The organism is Cupriavidus sp. CP313 (assembly GCF_054072015.1).
This window is the reverse complement of record NZ_JBSVZB010000012.1, coordinates 120,047-136,336: the sequence shown is the minus strand read 5'-3', so window position 1 is coordinate 136,336 and position 16,290 is coordinate 120,047. Positions and strand designations below refer to the sequence as shown.

Sequence of the window (16,290 nt, the reverse complement as noted above, 5' to 3'; positions counted from 1 at the left end):
CGCCTAGCCTGACGACCAACTGGACGATTTCATTTTGGCAAGCCATCTACGGAACAGGACACTAGCTAGCAGTCGCAGTACCCGGCGCCGGCCCCCAAATACACATGCGGCGCAATCATAACGATGATGGAGTAGACAATGGTTCAACGCATCCCCAACCCCAACGAGCTGGAGCCGATCGAGCGCGCCAGCCGCGACGAACTGCAGGCGCTGCAGCTGGAACGGCTGAAATGGAGCGTGCGCCATGCCTACGACAACGTGCCGCATTACCGCAAGGCCTTCCATGCGGCCGGGGTGCATCCGGACGACCTGCAGTCGCTGTCAGACCTGTCGAAGTTTCCGTTCCTGACCAAGCAGGACCTGCGCGACAACTATCCCTTCGGCATGTTCGCGGTGCCGCGCGAGAAGGTGGCGCGTGTGCATGCGTCGAGTGGCACCACCGGCAAGCCGACCGTGGTCGGCTATACCGCGAAGGATATCGATACCTGGGCCAGCGTGGTGGCGCGCTCCATTCGCGCCGCCGGCGGCCGTGCCGGCGACCTGGTCCATGTCAGCTATGGCTATGGCCTGTTCACGGGCGGCCTGGGTGCCCACTATGGCGCCGAGAAGGCCGGCTGCACGGTGATCCCCATGTCCGGCGGACAGACCGAGAAACAGGTGCAGCTGATCCGCGAGTTCGAGCCCAACATCATCATGGTGACGCCGTCGTACATGCTGAACCTGATCGAGGAGATGGAGCGCCAGGGCATGGATCCGTCAGAAAGCTCGCTCAAGGTCGGCATCTTCGGCGCCGAGCCGTGGACGGATGCGATGCGCGCCGAGATCGAGGCCCGCGCCGGCATCGACGCAGTGGACATCTACGGACTGTCTGAAGTCATGGGGCCGGGGGTCGCATGCGAATGCATCGAGAGCAAGGACGGCCCGGTGATCTGGGAAGACCACTTCTACGCCGAGATCATCGACCCGGTGACCGGCGAGGTGCTGCCGGATGGTGAAGAGGGCGAACTGGTGTTCACTTCGCTCACCAAGGAAGCGCTGCCGGTGATTCGCTACCGCACGCGCGACCTGACGCGCCTGCTGCCGCCCACGTCGCGTTCGATGCGCCGCATCGGCAAGATCACCGGCCGGTCGGACGACATGCTGATCATCCGCGGCGTCAATGTGTTCCCGTCGCAGATCGAGGAGCTGATCCTGAAGACGCCGGCACTGGCGCCGCAGTACCAGCTGGTGGTGACCCGCGACGGCCACCTGGACAAGCTGGAAGTGCGGGTCGAAGCGCGGCCCGGACGTTCGGCACCGCTCTGCGCCGACGACCGCGCGACGCTGGAGCGCGGGCTGAAGGAGCAGATCAAGACCTATGTGGGCGTGACCACGCGCGTGCAGGTGGTGGATGCGGACGGCATCGAGCGCACCACTGTCGGCAAGGCGCGGCGGGTGCTCGATATGCGGCCGAAGGTCACGCACGAACAGCCGGTCGGGGCGATCTGAAGCGCTGTTCTCTACCAACACCGGTGGCAAACGCTCCCCTCTCCCGCCTGCGGGAGAGGGGTGGGGGAGAGGGCAGGAGTATCCACGGAGTGTGGCGGCAACGTGCTTGCCATACGCCTGCCCTCTCCCCCGGCCCCTCTCCCGCGCGCGGGAGAGGGGAGCAAACCACCGGCTGATTCAACGCCGCATCAACTCATCCAACGATGGCGCCCACCCAGAGGCGCCACGCCCACCCCTGCGCCAAAGGAGACCACCATGGACGCGAGACAACTGGAAACCATCCAGAACCACCCCGATTTCATCCGGCTGACCAACGGGCGGACCCGCCTGGGCTGGTCGCTGACGCTGGTCATGCTGGTGATCTACTTCGGCTTTATCCTGCTGCTGGCGTTCTCGCCGGCCACGCTCGGCACACCGCTCGGTGCGGGTGTGATGACCTTGGGCATTCCCGTCGGCGTGGCGGTGATCGTCTCGGCCGTGCTGCTGACCGGCATCTACGTGTATCGGGCCAACCGCGACCTGGACCCGCTCAACGAACGCGTGCGCAAGGAGTGCAAGGCATGAAGCCCGCCAACCGTAACCTGTGCGCGGCCCTGTTCGGGCTTGCCAGCATGGCCGCCTCGGCGGCACCCGCAATCCAGGGCGATGCCGCGCCGCGGCCGCTGAACTGGAGCGCCATCGTGATGTTCCTGCTGTTCGTGCTGTTCACGCTCGGCATTACCCGCTGGGCCGCGCGCCGCACGCGCTCGGCATCCGACTTCTATGCCGCCGGGGGTGGGCTGAGCGGCTTCCAGAACGGCCTGGCAATTGCCGGTGACATGGTTTCCGCGGCCTCTTTCCTCGGCATCTCCGCGATGATGTTCGACAAGGGCTATGACGGGCTGATCTACGCGCTGGGCGTGGTGGCCGGCTGGCCGATCATCCTGTTCATCGTCGCCGAACGGCTGCGCAACCTTGGCCGCTATACCTTTGCCGACGTGGTGTCATACCGGCTGGCGCAGAAGCCGGTGCGGATCACCGCCGCCTGCGGCACGCTGACGGTGGTGATCATGTACCTGGTGGCGCAGATGGTCGGCGCCGGCAAGCTGATCGAGCTGCTGTTCGGCACCAGCTATGAGTCCGCCGTGGTGATCGTCGGCCTGCTGATGGTGCTCTATGTGATGTTCGGCGGCATGCTGGCCACCACCTGGGTGCAGATCATCAAGGCCGCGCTGCTGCTGGGCGGCGTGACCTTCATGGCCGTGATGGTGCTGGCGTACTTCGGCTTCAGCCCGGAAGCCATGTTCGCCGGTGCGGCGAAGGTGCATGACAAGGGGCTGGCGATCCTGTCGCCGGGCGGGCTGGTGTCCAATCCCGTCGATGCGATCTCGCTGGGGGTGGGCATGATGTTCGGCACCGCGGGCCTGCCGCACATCCTGATGCGCTTCTTCACCGTGGCCGACGCCCGCGAGGCGCGCAAGTCCGTGCTCTATGCCACCGGCTTCATCGGCTACTTCTACGTGCTGATCCTGGTGGTGGGCTTCGGTGCGATCGTGATGGTGGGCGCGGACCCGGCCTACCGCGACGCCGGCGGCAAGATCATCGGCGGCAGCAATATGGTGGCGGTGCACCTGTCGCATGCGATCGGCGGCGATCTCTTCCTGGGCTTTATCTCGGCGGTGGCGTTCGCGACCATCCTCGCGGTGGTGGCGGGCCTGGCGCTGTCGGGCGCTTCGGCGGTCTCGCATGACCTGTATGCCAACGTGTTCCGCCGCGGGCAGGCCAACGAGAAGGACGAGATCCGGGTGTCCAAGGCGGCAACCCTGGTGATCGGCGTGCTGGCCATGGTGCTGGGCGTGATGTTCGAGAAGCAGAACATCGCTTTCCTGTCCGGCCTGGTGCTGGCGATCGCGGCCTCCGTCAACTTCCCGGTGCTGTTCCTGTCGATGTTCTGGAAAGGCCTGACCACGCGCGGCGCCGTGGCCGGCAGCCTGGTCGGTCTGGGGTCAGCGGTGGCGCTGCTGGTGCTGGGCCCGACGGTCTGGGTGGGCATCCTGCATCATGACAAGGCGATCTTCCCGTATGCCAACCCGGCGCTGTTCTCGATGACGCTGGCCTTCGCCAGCGCCTGGCTGGCGTCGGTGCTGGACCGCTCCGCCCAGGCCGGCACCGAGCGCCAGCGCTATGGTGCGCAGTTCGTGCGTGCGATGACCGGGATTGGCGCCGCCGGGGCGAGTCAGCATTGATCCTGGGGGCAGGGCAGCGTAGCAGTGAGGCTATTTCCTGGACCATCCTCGGCGTGGCCGCATTGGCCAGGCCGTCGCTCTTCGTCGAAATCAGGGCAGTGGCCGCGACACGTGCTGCGTGATCGGCAGGGGGAGATCACGACCCTCCCCAGGTGCGATCTCTAAGAAAAGAGGACCAGCGTTGCCCTCAACCCCGGGTGATTGTCGGTCAGTTCAAGGGCGCCGCCATGCAGCTTTGCAACGGCGGCCACGAGGCTGAGCCCCAATCCCACACCTGGTGTAGTGCGACTTGCGTCGCCGCGGTAGAAGCGTTCGAGAACTTTGTGCTTCTCGCCATCGGGGATGCCCGGCCCATCATCCGACACGGAGATGACGACCGCGCCGTCAGCGCGGCGTGACGCCGCGACGGTGATCGTCCCAGGCTTCTGGGCATACTTGAGCGCGTTGTCGATAAGATTCCCGATCGCCTGCGCCAGCAACAGGGGATCGCCAGCCAGCGGGAGCGGCCCGGACGACGCGAAAGACAGGGCCACCCCCTGGAGTTCCGCCACGGGTTGATAGAATTCGGCGGCTTCGCCCGCCACGGCAGCGGCATCGACTTCGATGAAGCCAGAGCGGCGCGTGCCGGAGTCAATCTCCGCCAGGCGCAGCAGCGCGTTGAAGATGCCCATGACGCGGTCGACGTCGGCAATGGCGCTGTCGATCTCGGCGAAGGTCTGTTCCGGGCGAGGCCGGGTCACCGACAACTCTTCCAGGCGGGAGCGCAATTCCGCCAGCGGTGTGCGCAGGTCGTGCGCGATTGCATTGGACACGTTCCGGATGCCCTCGACCAGGTGCTCGATCTGGTCGAGCATGCGGTTCTGGGTCTCTACGAGCGTATTGAGCTCGCTTTCACCGCCGTAAGCCGGCAACCGGTGTGCGAGATTTCCCTGCATGATGGCAGCGGCTGCCTGGTTGATGTCGTGCACCTTCGAGAGCAGCGTGCGACGGACCAGTAGCCCACCCGCTACGCCGAGCAGCAAGACCATGCAGGCTGCGCCCGCCAGCGCGGACATGAACAGCGCTTCGAGCTTTTCAAAGCGGCTGACGTCCCGCCCCAATAACAGGTGATAGCCCCCGGGAAGTACCTTGTGGATCAGCACGGCTCTTACCACCCGCTCGCGTACATCGATTGACGCGGCGTGCATGCCAGTCGATGCGGGAACCTCGCGGGGCCATGCCGGCAAATTGCCGGCAAGCTTCGCCAGTGCCGGATCAGTGAACAGGATGATGGTGGTTTCGACGTCCTCAAGTTGCCCGCCGACCCGGCTTTCAATGGCCGTGACCAGCGCATCGGCTCCGTGCCTGGCAAAGAGATTTGCCATATTCCGCGCATCGGCCTGTAGCATTTCGGTGCGACTTTGCTCGATGGTGTTGTGCCAGGCGTACAAGAGGGGTGTGGCGAACAGGGTAAGCACGACCAGGCTCACGGCTACATAGCCGAGCCCGACGTTCAGCGCTGAAAAGCGCAAGCGCTTAATCATCTGCTGTCAGCATATAGCCGGCGTTGCGAATGGTCCGCAGCAATTGCCGCCCGCTGCCGTCATCGATCTTCTGCCGCAGCTTGCTGACATGGACGTCGATGACATTGGTCTGTGGGTCGAAATGATAGTCCCACACGTTTTCCAGCAGCATGGTTCGCGTCACGACCTGATTGGCGTGGCGCATCAGGTATTCGAGCAGCTTGAATTCACGCGGTTGGAGCGCGACGGCCTTGCCCGCCCGCGTTACCTTATGGGAAAGCAGGTCCATGGAGAGGTCGCCCAGCGTGAGCGTTGTCTCGGCCCGACCCTCCTGCGAACGCCGCAGGAGTGCGTCCAGGCGTGCCAGCAGTTCGCCAAAGGCGAAGGGCTTGACCAGGTAGTCGTCACCGCCGCTCTTGAGCCCCCGGATGCGATCATCCACATCGGCGAGGGCGCTCAGGATCAGGATAGGGACCTTGCTTCCGGTCCTGCGCAACGCCTCGATGATCGCCAGGCCGTCAATGCCGCCGGGCAACATCCGATCCATGATGATCGCATCATAAGGCTCGCTTGCAGCGAGGAACATGCCGTCGCGTCCGTTGTCGGCGTGATCCGCAGTGTGTCCCGCTTCGCTCAATCCCTTCCTGAGGAATTGGGCGACGCGCTCGTTGTCCTCGACGATCAGTAGTTTCATGATAAATCCGGCTTCGCCATTGTGATTGCGAGGGACCTCGCCCGCGCAATATCCGGGCTCCAGGCATGGCCTGGTGAAATATTAGGCACAGCGTGATCTGGTTGCCAGCCCGCTGGTGATCCGACCGTCCATCCTCACAATTCCGGGAATTATGCGGCACTTCCTGCCTGCCGCGCCGCATCGCCGGTGCGCTGGATCCAGCCGCCGCCAAGCGAGCGGTACAGGTCGACAAGACTGGTCAGGCGGTTCAGGCGTGTCGTGACCAGCGCCAGTTGCGCGTTGTACAAGTCGGTCTGTGCGGTCAGCACGCTCAGATAACTGTCGGTGCCGCTCGTGTAGAGCATGTTGGCCAACTCCAGCCGGCGCTGCTGGGTATCGGTGTAGCGCTGCTGCGCCGCCAGCTGATTGTCATAGGTGCCGCGCGCCGCCAGCCCGTCGGCAACCTCCCGGAAAGCGGCCTGGACGGCCTTCTCGTATTGCGCGATGCCGATGTCCTTCTGGACCGTCGCAACATCCAGGTTGGCCTGGTTCGCGCCAGCGGTAAAGATCGGCATGACCAGGGAGGGGACGAAGGACCATGCGCTGGACCCGCCCGCAAACAAGCCACCGAGTGCCGCACTGGCTGTGCCCAGGGTGCCAGTCAGCGAGATGCGCGGAAAGAATGCCGCACGCGCGGCGCCGATGTTCGCATTCTCCGAGCGCAGGGCCGCCTCGGCCTGCAGGATGTCGGGGCGGCGTTGCAGCAGATCCGAAGGCAATCCGGCCGGAATGTCGGTGAGAATCGGCTGGGAGCCGAGCCTGACCGGCGGAGGCAGGTCGGGCGGCAGCGGCTGGCCGACCAGCAATACCAGCGCATTCTCGGCCTGCGCGCGCAACCGGACCTGGGCGGCGTAATTTGCCTGTGCCTGCTCAACGGTAGTCTCCGACAGTCGCAGGTCCAGTTCGGACGCGGTGCCTGTGTCGAATTGCAGTTTTACGATCTTGTATGCTGCCTGCGCGGTCTCCAGGGTGCTCTGCGTCACCGCGAGTTGCTCGTCGAGAGCGAGCGTGGTGAGGTACTGATCTGCAATCTCGGACACCAGCAGGATCTCGGCCGCCTGGCGCGCGTAGGCAGTCGCCAGGTACTGCTCGAACGCCGCATCCGAGAGGCTTCGCAGGCGGCCGAAGAAATCGATCTCCCAGGACGCTGAAACACCCACCGAATAGTTGCGAGAGGTATTCGGGCCGGTACCAGAACTGCTGGTCGACGTGCCCGTGGCCGAAGCGCTCGCGCCGGCGTTCACCTGTGGAAAAATTGCCGCATGCTGGATGCGGTATTGCGCCTGGACTTTCTCGACGTTCAGCGCCGCGACGCGCAAATCCCGGTTGTACTGCAGTGCGAGTTCGACCAGCCGCTGCAGGCGAGGATCGGCAAGGAAATCGCGCCAGCCGATCTCCGCGGCCGGCAGCGTGGCGCTGCCTGTCCCGACTGAAGCGGTCTTGTAGGCCTCGCCCGCGGGAAACGCGGCCGACACCGGCGCTGGCGGTCGCTGGTACACGGGCTGCAGCGAGCAACCGGCGGCAAGGGTCATGAGTAGTGCGCTGGCGACGCATCTGTATCGCTTCATGTCAGTGTCCCCCCAGTGCTTTGGTCAGCCGCGGCCATCGCGGATGGTGCCGGCTCGACCGGCTTCATTTTGCCAAGCTTGCTGCTGACCACGACATAGAACATCGGGATCAGGAACGTGGCAACAAAGGTGGCGGTCAACATCCCGCCTATCACCCCGGTGCCGATTGCGTTCTGGCTGGCGGAGCCGGCTCCACGTGCCAGCGCGAGCGGCAGCACGCCAAGCACGAACGCCATGGAAGTCATCACGATCGGCCGCATGCGCATGTGTGCCGCTTCAATGGCCGCCTGGAGCGCTGTGAGGCCCTGGGCGTGACGCTCGCGTGCAAATTCGACGACAAGGATGGCGTTCTTTGCCGACAGGCCGATGGTGGTGAGCAGCCCGACCTGGAAGTACACATCGTTGGACAAGCCCATCAATGACGTTGCACCGAGTGCGCCCAGGATGCCGAGCGGCACCACCATGATGACGGAGACCGGGATCGACCAGCTTTCATACAAGGCGGCCAGGCTCAGGAATACCACCAGGATCGACAACCCGTACAGCAGGGGCGCCTGCGAGTTCGATTGCTGCTGCTCCAGTGAGGTACCCGTCCACTCGAAACCGATGCCCGGGGGCAGTTGCTTCGCCAGCCGCTCCATCGCCAGCATTGCCTGTCCGGAGCTCTTGCCCGGTGCGGCCTGGCCCTGGATCTCCATGGCTTCCACGCCGTTATAGCGCTGCAGGACGGGCGGACCGTAGGTCCATGCAGTCGTCGCGAAAGCGGAGAAGGGCACCATGTTGCCGCCGCTGTTGCGCACATAGAGCAGATTGATGTCGTCGGGATTCATGCGATATGGCGCATCGGCCTGCACATATACCTTCTTGATGCGTCCGTCGGTATCGAGGAAATTGTTGACATAGCGCGAGCCCCAGGCAGTCGAGAAGGTCTGGTCGACGTCGCTGAGGCTGACGCCGAGCGCGGCGGCCTTCTCGCGATCGATATTGACCTTGAAAGTGGGGTTGTCCTGTTGCCCGTTGAAGCGCACCTGTGCAAGGTCCGGATCCTGCCTGGCCAGCGCGAGGAGCTGGTCGCGCGCCTTGGCCAGCGCCTCATGACCGAGCCCGCCGCGATCCTCGAGCTCGAAGTCAAAGCCGGCAGCAACGCCCAGGCCACGGATCGGCGGTGGGCTGACGGGGAAAATGACGGCATCCTTGTAGGAGGCATAGCGCTTGATGATGCGCTCGGAAAGGGCCTTGGCGGACAGGTCGGGACTGTTCCGCTGGCTCCAGTCCTTGAAGCGGACGAACAACTGGCCCTGGCTCTGACCGCGGCCGGCATTGTTGAAGCCATTGACCATGAAGGTGGCCTCGACCATCGCCGCTTCATCCTTCAGCAGGTATTTGCTGACCTCGTCGAGTACCGCGCCGGTGCGCGCCTGCGTGGCGCCCGGCGGTGTCTGGACCTGCACGAACATGAAGCCCTGGTCCTCGTTCGGCAGGAACGACGTCGGCAGCTTGACAAACATGATGCCCACGGCAGCCACGATCGCCGCATAGATGATCAGCCAGCGTCCGGAGCGGGCTGCGACGTGCCGTACCCCATGCACATACTTGTCCCGGCCCTTGTCGAAGGTGCGGTTGAACCAGCCAAAGAATCCCTTCTTCTCGCCATGGTCCTCGCGCGGTGGCTTCAGCAGCATGGCGCACAAGGCGGGCGTGAGCGAGAGCGCAACGAACACCGACAGCAGCATCGACGAAACGATCGTGAGCGAGAACTGGCGGTAGATCCCGCCGACCGTGCCGCTGGAGAACGCTACGGGCACGAATACCGCGGACAACACCATCGCCACGCCGATCAGCGCACTGCTGATCTGTCCCATCGCCTTGCGGGTTGCCTCAAGCGGGGACAGTCCTTCCTCGTGCATCACGCGCTCGACGTTCTCGACCACCACGATGGCATCGTCCACCAGCAGGCCGATGGCCAGCACCAGGCCGAACATCGACAGCGTGTTGATGGTGAAGCCAAGCGCCGACATCACGCCGAACGTTCCCAGCAAGACCACCGGCACCGTGATCGACGGGATCAGCGTGGCGCGGAAGTTTTGCAGAAACAGGTACATCACCAGGAACACCAGGACGATGCCTTCCAGCAGGGTCTTGACCACTTCTTCGATCGAGATCTTGACGAAGGGCGTGACGTCGTTCGGGTAGACCACCTTCAGCCCATGCGGGAAATACGGTTCCAGCTCCTTGATGCGGGCGCGTATCGCGGCGGCGGTGACCAGCGCGTTGCCGCCCGGCGCAAGCTGGATGCCAATGCCGGAGGCGGGCTGGCCGCTGTACTTGTTGTCGACATTGAAGCTCTCCGCACCGAGATTGATGCGGGCGACGTCACGCAACCTTACCTGCGAACCGTCGGGCAGCACCTTGAGCAATACCTTGCCGAAATCCTCGCTCGTGCGCAGCAGCGTCGCTTCAGTGATCGTTGCGCTCAGTTGCTGGTTCTGCACGGCCGGCGTTCCGCCGAGCTGGCCGCCGGAGATCTGCACGTTCTGGCTTTGCAGCGCCGCAGTGACGTCAGTCGGGGTGAGGGCGTAGCTATTGAGCTTGTTCGGGTCGAGCCAGATCCGCATCGCGTACTGCGTACCGAACACGTTCATATTGCCGACGCCATTGATCCGGCTGATCGGATCCTGGACATTGGAGACAACGTAGTTGGCGATGTCGAACTTGTTCATGCTGTTGTCAGCCGACACAAAGCCGATCACCATCAGGAACGCGTTGGTCGATTTGGTGACGCGCACACCCGTCTGCTGGACCTGGGCCGGCAGCAATGGCACGGCGAGCTGCAGCTTGTTCTGTACCTGCACCTGGGCGATGTTCGGGTCGGTGCCGCTGGCGAACGTGAGCGTCGTGGTCGACTGGCCGGTATCGTCGCTGGTCGATGACATGTAGAGCAGGTTGTCGATCCCGCTCATCTGCTGTTCGATCACCTGGACGACCGTGTTTTGCACGGTCGTCGCGGAAGCCCCCGGATATGTGGTGCTGATTTGTACCGAGGGTGGGGCCACTGGCGGAAACTGCTCGATCGGCAGGGACTGGATGGCCAGTCCTCCCGCCAGCATGATGAGGAGGGAGAGGACGATCGCGAAGATGGGGCGGTCGATGAAGAATCGTGCCATGTCGAAGTCCGCCCTTATCTTTCCTGCGCAAGCACAGGAGTCTGGCGCGTTGCAGACGCGGCGCCGGTGTCTGCTTTTGCCGCGGCCTGCGCGGTCTGGCCTTGCGCTTCGACTGCCTGCACCAGCATCCCGGGCTGCACTTTCTGGCCGCCGGCCACGATGATCCGTTCGCCATCGTTCAGGCCGCCGGTGACGATCCACTTGTCGCCGAGCGTGCTTTGTGCCTGGATCGTGCGTTGGACGACCTTGCTGTCAGGGCCGACAACAAGCGCGGTTGGCTGCCCCTGCGGGTTATGACCGACGCCAGGGACAGGCACCAGGAACGCGTTGTCATTCACACCTTGCTCGAGGCGGGCGCGCACGAACATGCCGGGCAGCAGGACATCGTTCGGATTCGGGAAGATCGCGCGCACGGTCACCGAGCCGGTGGCCGGATCGACCGTAATGCCACTGAATTCGAGCTTGCCGGTCAGCGGATACTGCGTACCGTCCTCCAGCATGAGCGTCGCCTTGGCCTGGTCCAGGCCGTGCAGCTTTACCTGTCCGCTTGCGGCGTCGCGTCGAAGCTGCAAACCGGCGACGCTTGCCTGGTTGAGGTCTACGTAGATCGGATCGATCTGCTGGATCGTGGTCATCAGCGTTGCCGCGCTGCCTTGCACATAGGCGCCCTGGGTGACCTGCGAAATGCCGCTGCGACCGGCAATCGGCGCTACGACGTCGGTGTATCCCAGGTTGAGCCTTGCCATCTCCACGGCGGCCTTGCCGGCGGCGACATCGGCGGCGGCCTGCTTCTGGGCAGCAACCGCGTTGTCGTAGGCCTGTTTGCTGATGGCGTTGCCGGTAATGAGGACCTTGTAGCGATCCGCCTGCGCGGTCGTCATGGCCAGGTTCGCTTCCGCCTTTTGCAACGTCGCTTGCGCGCTGTTCAGGGCGGCGCGATATTGTGCGGGATCGATCCGGTACAGCGTCTGGTTCGCCTTGACGTCCGCGCCTTCCTCGAAGCTGCGCCTTTGCACGATGCCGTCGACACGGGCTCGGACCTGTGCAATGAGGTAGGCGGAGGTGCGGCCGGGGAGTTCCACCGAGACCGGGACGCTGGTCCGCTTGACCGTGACCACCGTGACTTCCGGCGTCGCTGACTTTGGACTCGCTTGCTTTGCGGGACCGCAGCCCGCGAGCGCGAGGACTGCCAGCGTGACGGCCAGGCAGGCACTGCGCCGAAGTGTATTGTGCGAATTCATCAAGGCTCCATCCCGGTCGTTTCTGAAGAGCGGGTGGTCGCACTTTGCGCGATCGCGAATTAAGGCTGGGTTGGCGGTTCATTAACGATTGTTAATGTCCCGGGGGGAAGCAAGAATGACAAATCCGTAATCGAATTGACGGCTTTGCACGCCCCCGCACTGACTAGAATCCACGCCGTCGCACGCGAAGGACGCCGGCCGGAGCGCGCCCCGGCGCAGCACCGCCGCAAAAAAATGGCGGCCTCCTTGTCTGGAATAGCTTCGCTGGAGCGCACCGCACGCGCCAGCGAGCGAACCCTTTCATCCTGAAGAACTGGAGCGGGACATGCCTGAATGGAGTTCGGCAGGACCTTCGATACTTGCAGCATTCATGGCCTCGCTGGTCGAGTTCGTGGAGGCACTTACCATCGTACTGGCGGTTGGCGCCGTCCGCGGCTGGCGCTCGGCGCTGCTGGGGACTGCAGCTTCGCTCGCCGCCCTGACGCTATTGGTGGCAGTAGCTGGCCCCGCGCTTGCCAGGATTCCGCTGCCGGTGGCGCAACTGGTGGTTGGGACGCTGTTGCTGCTGTTCGGTATGCGCTGGCTGCGCAAGGCGGTGCTGCGGGCGGCGGGCATCTTGCCGATGCACGACGAAGATCAGGCGTTCACCGCCCAGACCGAAACCTTGCGCCGGCAAGCCGGACCATCCGGCAGGGCGATCGATGCGGTGGCATTTGCGACCGCTTTCAAGATCGTGATGCTCGAAGGGATTGAGGTGGTGTTCATCGTCATTGCGATTGGCGCGAGCGGCCGCTTGATCCTTCCTGCGTCCATTGGTGCCGGCCTTGCGTTGCTTGTGGTGGCGGCGCTCGGCGTCTGGCAGCATCGACCGCTGGCGAATGTTCCGGAGAATGCCCTCAGGTTCGGCGTCGGTGTCATGCTCGCGGCTTTCGGCGCCTTCTGGGCAGGCGAGGGCATCGGCCTGTCGTGGCCGGGTGAAGACTGGGCGATCCTGGCACTGATCGGCGTCTTCGTCGTGTTTGCGCTGGCAATGGTTCATCTCTGCAGACGGCTGCGCAAGACGGCCCCGGCGCTGCCGAATGCAGTCGCTGGCGGGCGTTCGCCCGCTCGGGGCCGCCTCGCGCAGGTGGCCGAGGAAGTGATGGGATTTTTCGTGGATGACGGCTGGCTGGCCATCGGCGTGGTGGCCTGGGTGATGGCTTCGTGGGAGATGGGGGCCATGCATGCCGTCGCTGCGGACAGGGCGGGGCCGCTGTTCGCGGTGGGACTGACGGTGTAGCTGGCGGCCAGCGCGGTCCGGCGTGCGCGGGCCTGAGGAGCAGTCCCCGGCATCGTAAGCGCCCGAACCGCACACCCGCGACACGGCATCCGCGGCGAAGTGGACTGACGAGGGGCCGATTCAGCGCGCAACCAGGGCGCCGTTGATACTCCCTCGCCGATCCAGTAGCAAGACGCATGGCATAAACAAAAACTTATAGTCAGTAGAAGAAGGTTTAATTGTTATTAATGTGTTGCCGGACATAGGCTTTTCTCAAGTTCACCTGATCGCTTGGGCATTCGAACATGGGCCAGCCAACCTCCAATCAACGTCGCACCGCCAGCGCAGCCGTGGCACAGCGGCCCCTCGATGCCGGCGCAGAACCGCAGCTCGGTGCCCATCTCGTCACCCCGCGGCGCGGCTACAGCCACCATGGCATTTATGTAGGCGACGGCAAAGTGGTGCATTACGCCGGACTTGCCGGGTCGCTGCGTCGCGGCCCCGTCGAGGAAATCAGCATCACGCATTTCGCTGCCGGATTCGAAGTCCTGATCGAACCAAGTGCTGATCCGGTGTACGTCAGGCATGAAGCCGTGCGGCGTGCACGCTCGCGGTTAGGCGAGAATCGCTACAGGCTGCTGACCAACAACTGCGAGCATTTCTGCGCCTGGTGCCTGTATGGGGAAAGCCGTAGCGAACAGGTGCTCGCGTGCCTCATCGACCCGCGCGCAGCCCTTCGGACCGCGTTATGCCTGTTCGCGGCATGCCTTGCGGCGGCATGGCCGATGCGGCGCATCGGAGCTTACGTGTCCTGACCGGCCCCGGTTCTTCCCATGCCGTACAGCGCGGTCGCGGTAAAGCCGATGAATGACGCTCTGTATTTGACAGCGTTGTCGGCGCGCCCCGGCGACGATGCCATCACTGGGCATCAGGCGGGGTCGTAACGATTACAGCCTTGTCATTCCGCGCACGGTGCGCCGGGAATATGATCGCGGCATGTAATACAGACGGCGGCGACAGGGAGCGCAAGACAATGAAGATCCTGGTGGTGGAAGACGAGCCCAAGACGGCGGCGTACCTGCGCAAAGGCCTGACAGAATCGGCCTTCGTGGTGGATGTCGCGGTGACGGGTGCCGATGGGCTGCATCAGGCCATGGAGCACGCCTATGACCTGATCATCCTCGATGTCATGCTCCCCGGGATGAACGGCTGGGACCTGCTCAGGCAACTGCGCGTGCACAAAGACACGCCGGTATTGTTCCTCACCGCCCGCGACGACCTGGAGGACCGGGTGCGCGGCCTGGAGCTTGGCGGCGACGACTACCTGGCCAAGCCGTTCGCGTTCGTGGAGTTGCTGGCACGCGTGCGCACATTGCTGCGGCGAGGGCCCTCGCGCGAAGCCGACCGGATCGAGATCGCAGACCTGGAGATAGACCTGATTCGCCACCGCGTCACCCGTGGCGGGCAGCGCATCGACCTGACGCCGCGTGAATTCGCGCTGCTGCACTTTCTTGCGCGGCGGCATGGCGAGGTACTGAGCCGTACCCAGATTGCGTCGCACGTATGGGACATGAACTTCGACAGCGACACCAACGTGGTCGATGTTGCCGTCCGGCGGCTGCGCGCCAAGATGGATGACCATTTCGCGCCGAAGCTGATCCACAGCGTGCGCGGCATCGGCTACGTCCTCGAAGCGCGCCAGCCGTGAAGTCAGCCGGTTCGCTCACCGCGCGGCTCGCGCTCGCCTTTGCGCTGATTGCGGGGTGCGCCTTTGCCGGGGTCGGGCTATACCTCTATCACGCGCTGGCCATGCAGATCATCGAGCGGGACGACGCGGAGCTTCTGCGCAAGGCCGCCCGCGCCCGCGCCGAACTGGCCGAGACGGGAGCGAGCACCGCCGAGCGGTGGAGCGAGCTCGGCGGCGTGGTCGCCGGCAATGCCGAGTACGGCTTGCTCGCCAGCGCGCCCGACGGCACGCCGCTGGTGGCAGCGGGAGCCGAGCCAGGCGTGCCGCCCGAAGCCCCGGTGCTGCCGGTGGGAGCGCCGATCGGGCCGGCATCGATTCGCGCATGGAGCGGCGCCGACGGACTGCCTGTGCGCGGCATCTCGATGCTCGCGCACGCCGGCGCGCAGCCGCTGCCGGTGCAAGTCACGGTCTACCAGGTTGCTGTGTCGCGCATGGCACTGTTGCGCGCCTACCGTTGGAAGCTGGTCTTGGCGACGTGCCTCGGTGCCCTGGCCGCGGGCGTGCTTGGCTATGCCGCCCTGCGCACCGGCATGGCGCCATTGCGTCGCATCGCCGCCGGCACCCGGGCCGTGACGTTCACCAGCGGAGCGCTGCCGGTCGATCCGTCGCTGCTTCCCGCGGAACTCCATGAGGTGGCGCTTGCCTTGCAGCACATGATCGAGCGGCTGCGCGAGCGCTACGAGCGCTTGTCGCAGTTCTCCGCAGACCTGGCGCACGACTTCCGCACGCCTATCAACAACCTGCTCGGACAGACGCAAGTGGCGCTTGCCAGCGACCGGCCGGTGGAGGAATACCAGGCGCTGCTGGTGTCAAACGTGGAAGAATACGAACGCCTTGGGCGGATGATCGAGAACATGCTGTTCCTGGCCCGCGCCGACAACGCGCGCGTGGCGGTGCGCTACGCCGAGCTGGACCTCAATACCGAGCTGGAGCGGCAGGCGGACTACTTCGAGCTGCTGGCGGACGCCCGGGGAATCACCATTCTTGTCGATGCGCAGGGCCAGGTCCATGCGGATGCCACGCTGCTGCGGCGCGCCGTCGGCAATCTGATTTCCAATGCGGTCCGGTACGCGCCCACCGGCACACAGGTGCGCCTGTGGGCGCGCCAGGTGGGCGCGCAGGCGCAGATCGAGGTGTCGAATCTGGGCCCGGGCATTGCAGCGGAGCATTTGCCGAAGCTGTTCGACCGGTTTTTCCGTGCGGACCCTGCACGGGCCAACTCCGGCGAGTCATCAGGCATCGGGCTCGCCATCGTCAAGACCATCATGGATCTGCACCATGGCACCGCGCAGGCGGAATCGACACCGGGGCAGGTGACCTGCTTCCGGCTGATCTTTCCGGGCCGCGCGGAGCCGGGCCAGTGA

At 64.5% G+C, this 16,290-nt stretch carries 12 protein-coding genes; 7 read left to right on the top strand and 5 right to left on the bottom strand.

Translation table 11 applies throughout. The annotated features are described in order from the left end of the window. The first annotated feature begins 138 nt into the window (after positions 1-138). The 3 genes from paaK to ACW4E8_RS18095 all read left to right on the top strand — a co-directional run bounded on the left by paaK (position 139) and on the right by ACW4E8_RS18095 (position 3,713). Positions 139-1,488 carry a phenylacetate--CoA ligase PaaK gene (gene paaK / locus ACW4E8_RS18105; protein WP_456805770.1) on the top strand — a complete coding sequence of 450 codons (1,350 nt, stop codon included), beginning with the start codon at positions 139-141 and terminating at the stop codon, positions 1,486-1,488. 255 nt (positions 1,489-1,743) lie between these two features. Next, entirely contained in the window at positions 1,744-2,052 is a 309-nt protein-coding gene (locus tag ACW4E8_RS18100) for a DUF485 domain-containing protein (protein WP_456805769.1), read from the top strand. Further along, positions 2,049-3,713 (top strand): cation/acetate symporter, encoded by a 1,665-nt coding sequence (locus ACW4E8_RS18095; RefSeq protein ID WP_456805768.1) that lies wholly within the window; start codon positions 2,049-2,051, stop codon positions 3,711-3,713. The genes ACW4E8_RS18100 and ACW4E8_RS18095 overlap by 4 nt, the downstream gene beginning before the upstream one ends. A gap of 161 nt (positions 3,714-3,874) precedes the next feature. On the opposite strand, the gene ACW4E8_RS18090 is transcribed toward ACW4E8_RS18095, so the two are convergent. The 5 genes from ACW4E8_RS18090 to ACW4E8_RS18070 all read right to left on the bottom strand — a co-directional run bounded on the left by ACW4E8_RS18090 (position 3,875) and on the right by ACW4E8_RS18070 (position 11,921). Further along, a complete protein-coding gene (locus ACW4E8_RS18090) occupies positions 3,875-5,236 on the bottom strand; it encodes an ATP-binding protein (RefSeq protein ID WP_456805767.1) in 1,362 nt (453 codons plus the stop codon). Then, positions 5,229-5,909 (bottom strand): winged helix-turn-helix domain-containing protein, encoded by a 681-nt coding sequence (locus ACW4E8_RS18085; protein WP_115213830.1) that lies wholly within the window; start codon positions 5,907-5,909, stop codon positions 5,229-5,231. The genes ACW4E8_RS18090 and ACW4E8_RS18085 overlap by 8 nt, the downstream gene beginning before the upstream one ends. Positions 5,910-6,058: 149 nt before the next feature. Then, positions 6,059-7,516, bottom strand: coding sequence for an efflux transporter outer membrane subunit (locus tag ACW4E8_RS18080; protein ID WP_456805766.1), 1,458 nt, complete (start codon positions 7,514-7,516; stop codon positions 6,059-6,061). Then, positions 7,513-10,680, bottom strand: a complete 3,168-nt coding sequence (locus ACW4E8_RS18075) for an efflux RND transporter permease subunit (protein WP_456805765.1) — start codon at positions 10,678-10,680, stop codon at positions 7,513-7,515. Before ACW4E8_RS18075 ends, ACW4E8_RS18080 begins: the two co-directional genes overlap by 4 nt. Before the next feature lie 14 nt (positions 10,681-10,694). Next, complete coding sequence (locus ACW4E8_RS18070; RefSeq protein WP_456805764.1) at positions 10,695-11,921, bottom strand: efflux RND transporter periplasmic adaptor subunit; 1,227 nt, start codon at positions 11,919-11,921, stop codon at positions 10,695-10,697. A 370-nt stretch (positions 11,922-12,291) separates the two neighbouring features. Here ACW4E8_RS18070 and ACW4E8_RS18065 point away from each other — a divergent pair, with 370 nt between their 5' ends. From ACW4E8_RS18065 to ACW4E8_RS18050, 4 genes are all read left to right on the top strand, one after another. After that, positions 12,292-13,200, top strand: a complete 909-nt coding sequence (locus ACW4E8_RS18065) for a COG4280 domain-containing protein (protein WP_456805763.1) — start codon at positions 12,292-12,294, stop codon at positions 13,198-13,200. Positions 13,201-13,484: 284 nt separating this feature from the next. Continuing rightward, entirely contained in the window at positions 13,485-13,994 is a 510-nt protein-coding gene (locus tag ACW4E8_RS18060; protein WP_456805762.1) for a lecithin retinol acyltransferase family protein, read from the top strand. Positions 13,995-14,212: 218 nt separating this feature from the next. Beyond that, positions 14,213-14,887: a heavy metal response regulator transcription factor gene (locus ACW4E8_RS18055; RefSeq protein WP_456805761.1), complete on the top strand. Its 675-nt coding sequence runs from the start codon at positions 14,213-14,215 to the stop codon at positions 14,885-14,887. Beyond that, positions 14,884-16,290 (top strand): heavy metal sensor histidine kinase, encoded by a 1,407-nt coding sequence (locus ACW4E8_RS18050; protein WP_456805760.1) that lies wholly within the window; start codon positions 14,884-14,886, stop codon positions 16,288-16,290. Before ACW4E8_RS18055 ends, ACW4E8_RS18050 begins: the two co-directional genes overlap by 4 nt.

Excerpts from the sequence above, each read along its gene's own strand:
- paaK (WP_456805770.1), top strand. The coding sequence starts at position 139 with ATGGTTCAACGCATCCCCAACCCCAACGAGCTGGAGCCGATCGAGCGC.
- ACW4E8_RS18100 (WP_456805769.1), top strand. The coding sequence starts at position 1,744 with ATGGACGCGAGACAACTGGAAACCATCCAGAACCACCCCGATTTCATC.
- ACW4E8_RS18095 (WP_456805768.1), top strand. The coding sequence starts at position 2,049 with ATGAAGCCCGCCAACCGTAACCTGTGCGCGGCCCTGTTCGGGCTTGCC.
- ACW4E8_RS18090 (WP_456805767.1), bottom strand. The coding sequence starts at position 5,236 with ATGATTAAGCGCTTGCGCTTTTCAGCGCTGAACGTCGGGCTCGGCTAT.
- ACW4E8_RS18085 (WP_115213830.1), bottom strand. The coding sequence starts at position 5,909 with ATGAAACTACTGATCGTCGAGGACAACGAGCGCGTCGCCCAATTCCTC.
- ACW4E8_RS18080 (WP_456805766.1), bottom strand. The coding sequence starts at position 7,516 with ATGAAGCGATACAGATGCGTCGCCAGCGCACTACTCATGACCCTTGCC.
- ACW4E8_RS18075 (WP_456805765.1), bottom strand. The coding sequence starts at position 10,680 with ATGGCACGATTCTTCATCGACCGCCCCATCTTCGCGATCGTCCTCTCC.
- ACW4E8_RS18070 (WP_456805764.1), bottom strand. The coding sequence starts at position 11,921 with ATGAATTCGCACAATACACTTCGGCGCAGTGCCTGCCTGGCCGTCACG.
- ACW4E8_RS18065 (WP_456805763.1), top strand. The coding sequence starts at position 12,292 with ATGGCCTCGCTGGTCGAGTTCGTGGAGGCACTTACCATCGTACTGGCG.
- ACW4E8_RS18060 (WP_456805762.1), top strand. The coding sequence starts at position 13,485 with ATGGGCCAGCCAACCTCCAATCAACGTCGCACCGCCAGCGCAGCCGTG.
- ACW4E8_RS18055 (WP_456805761.1), top strand. The coding sequence starts at position 14,213 with ATGAAGATCCTGGTGGTGGAAGACGAGCCCAAGACGGCGGCGTACCTG.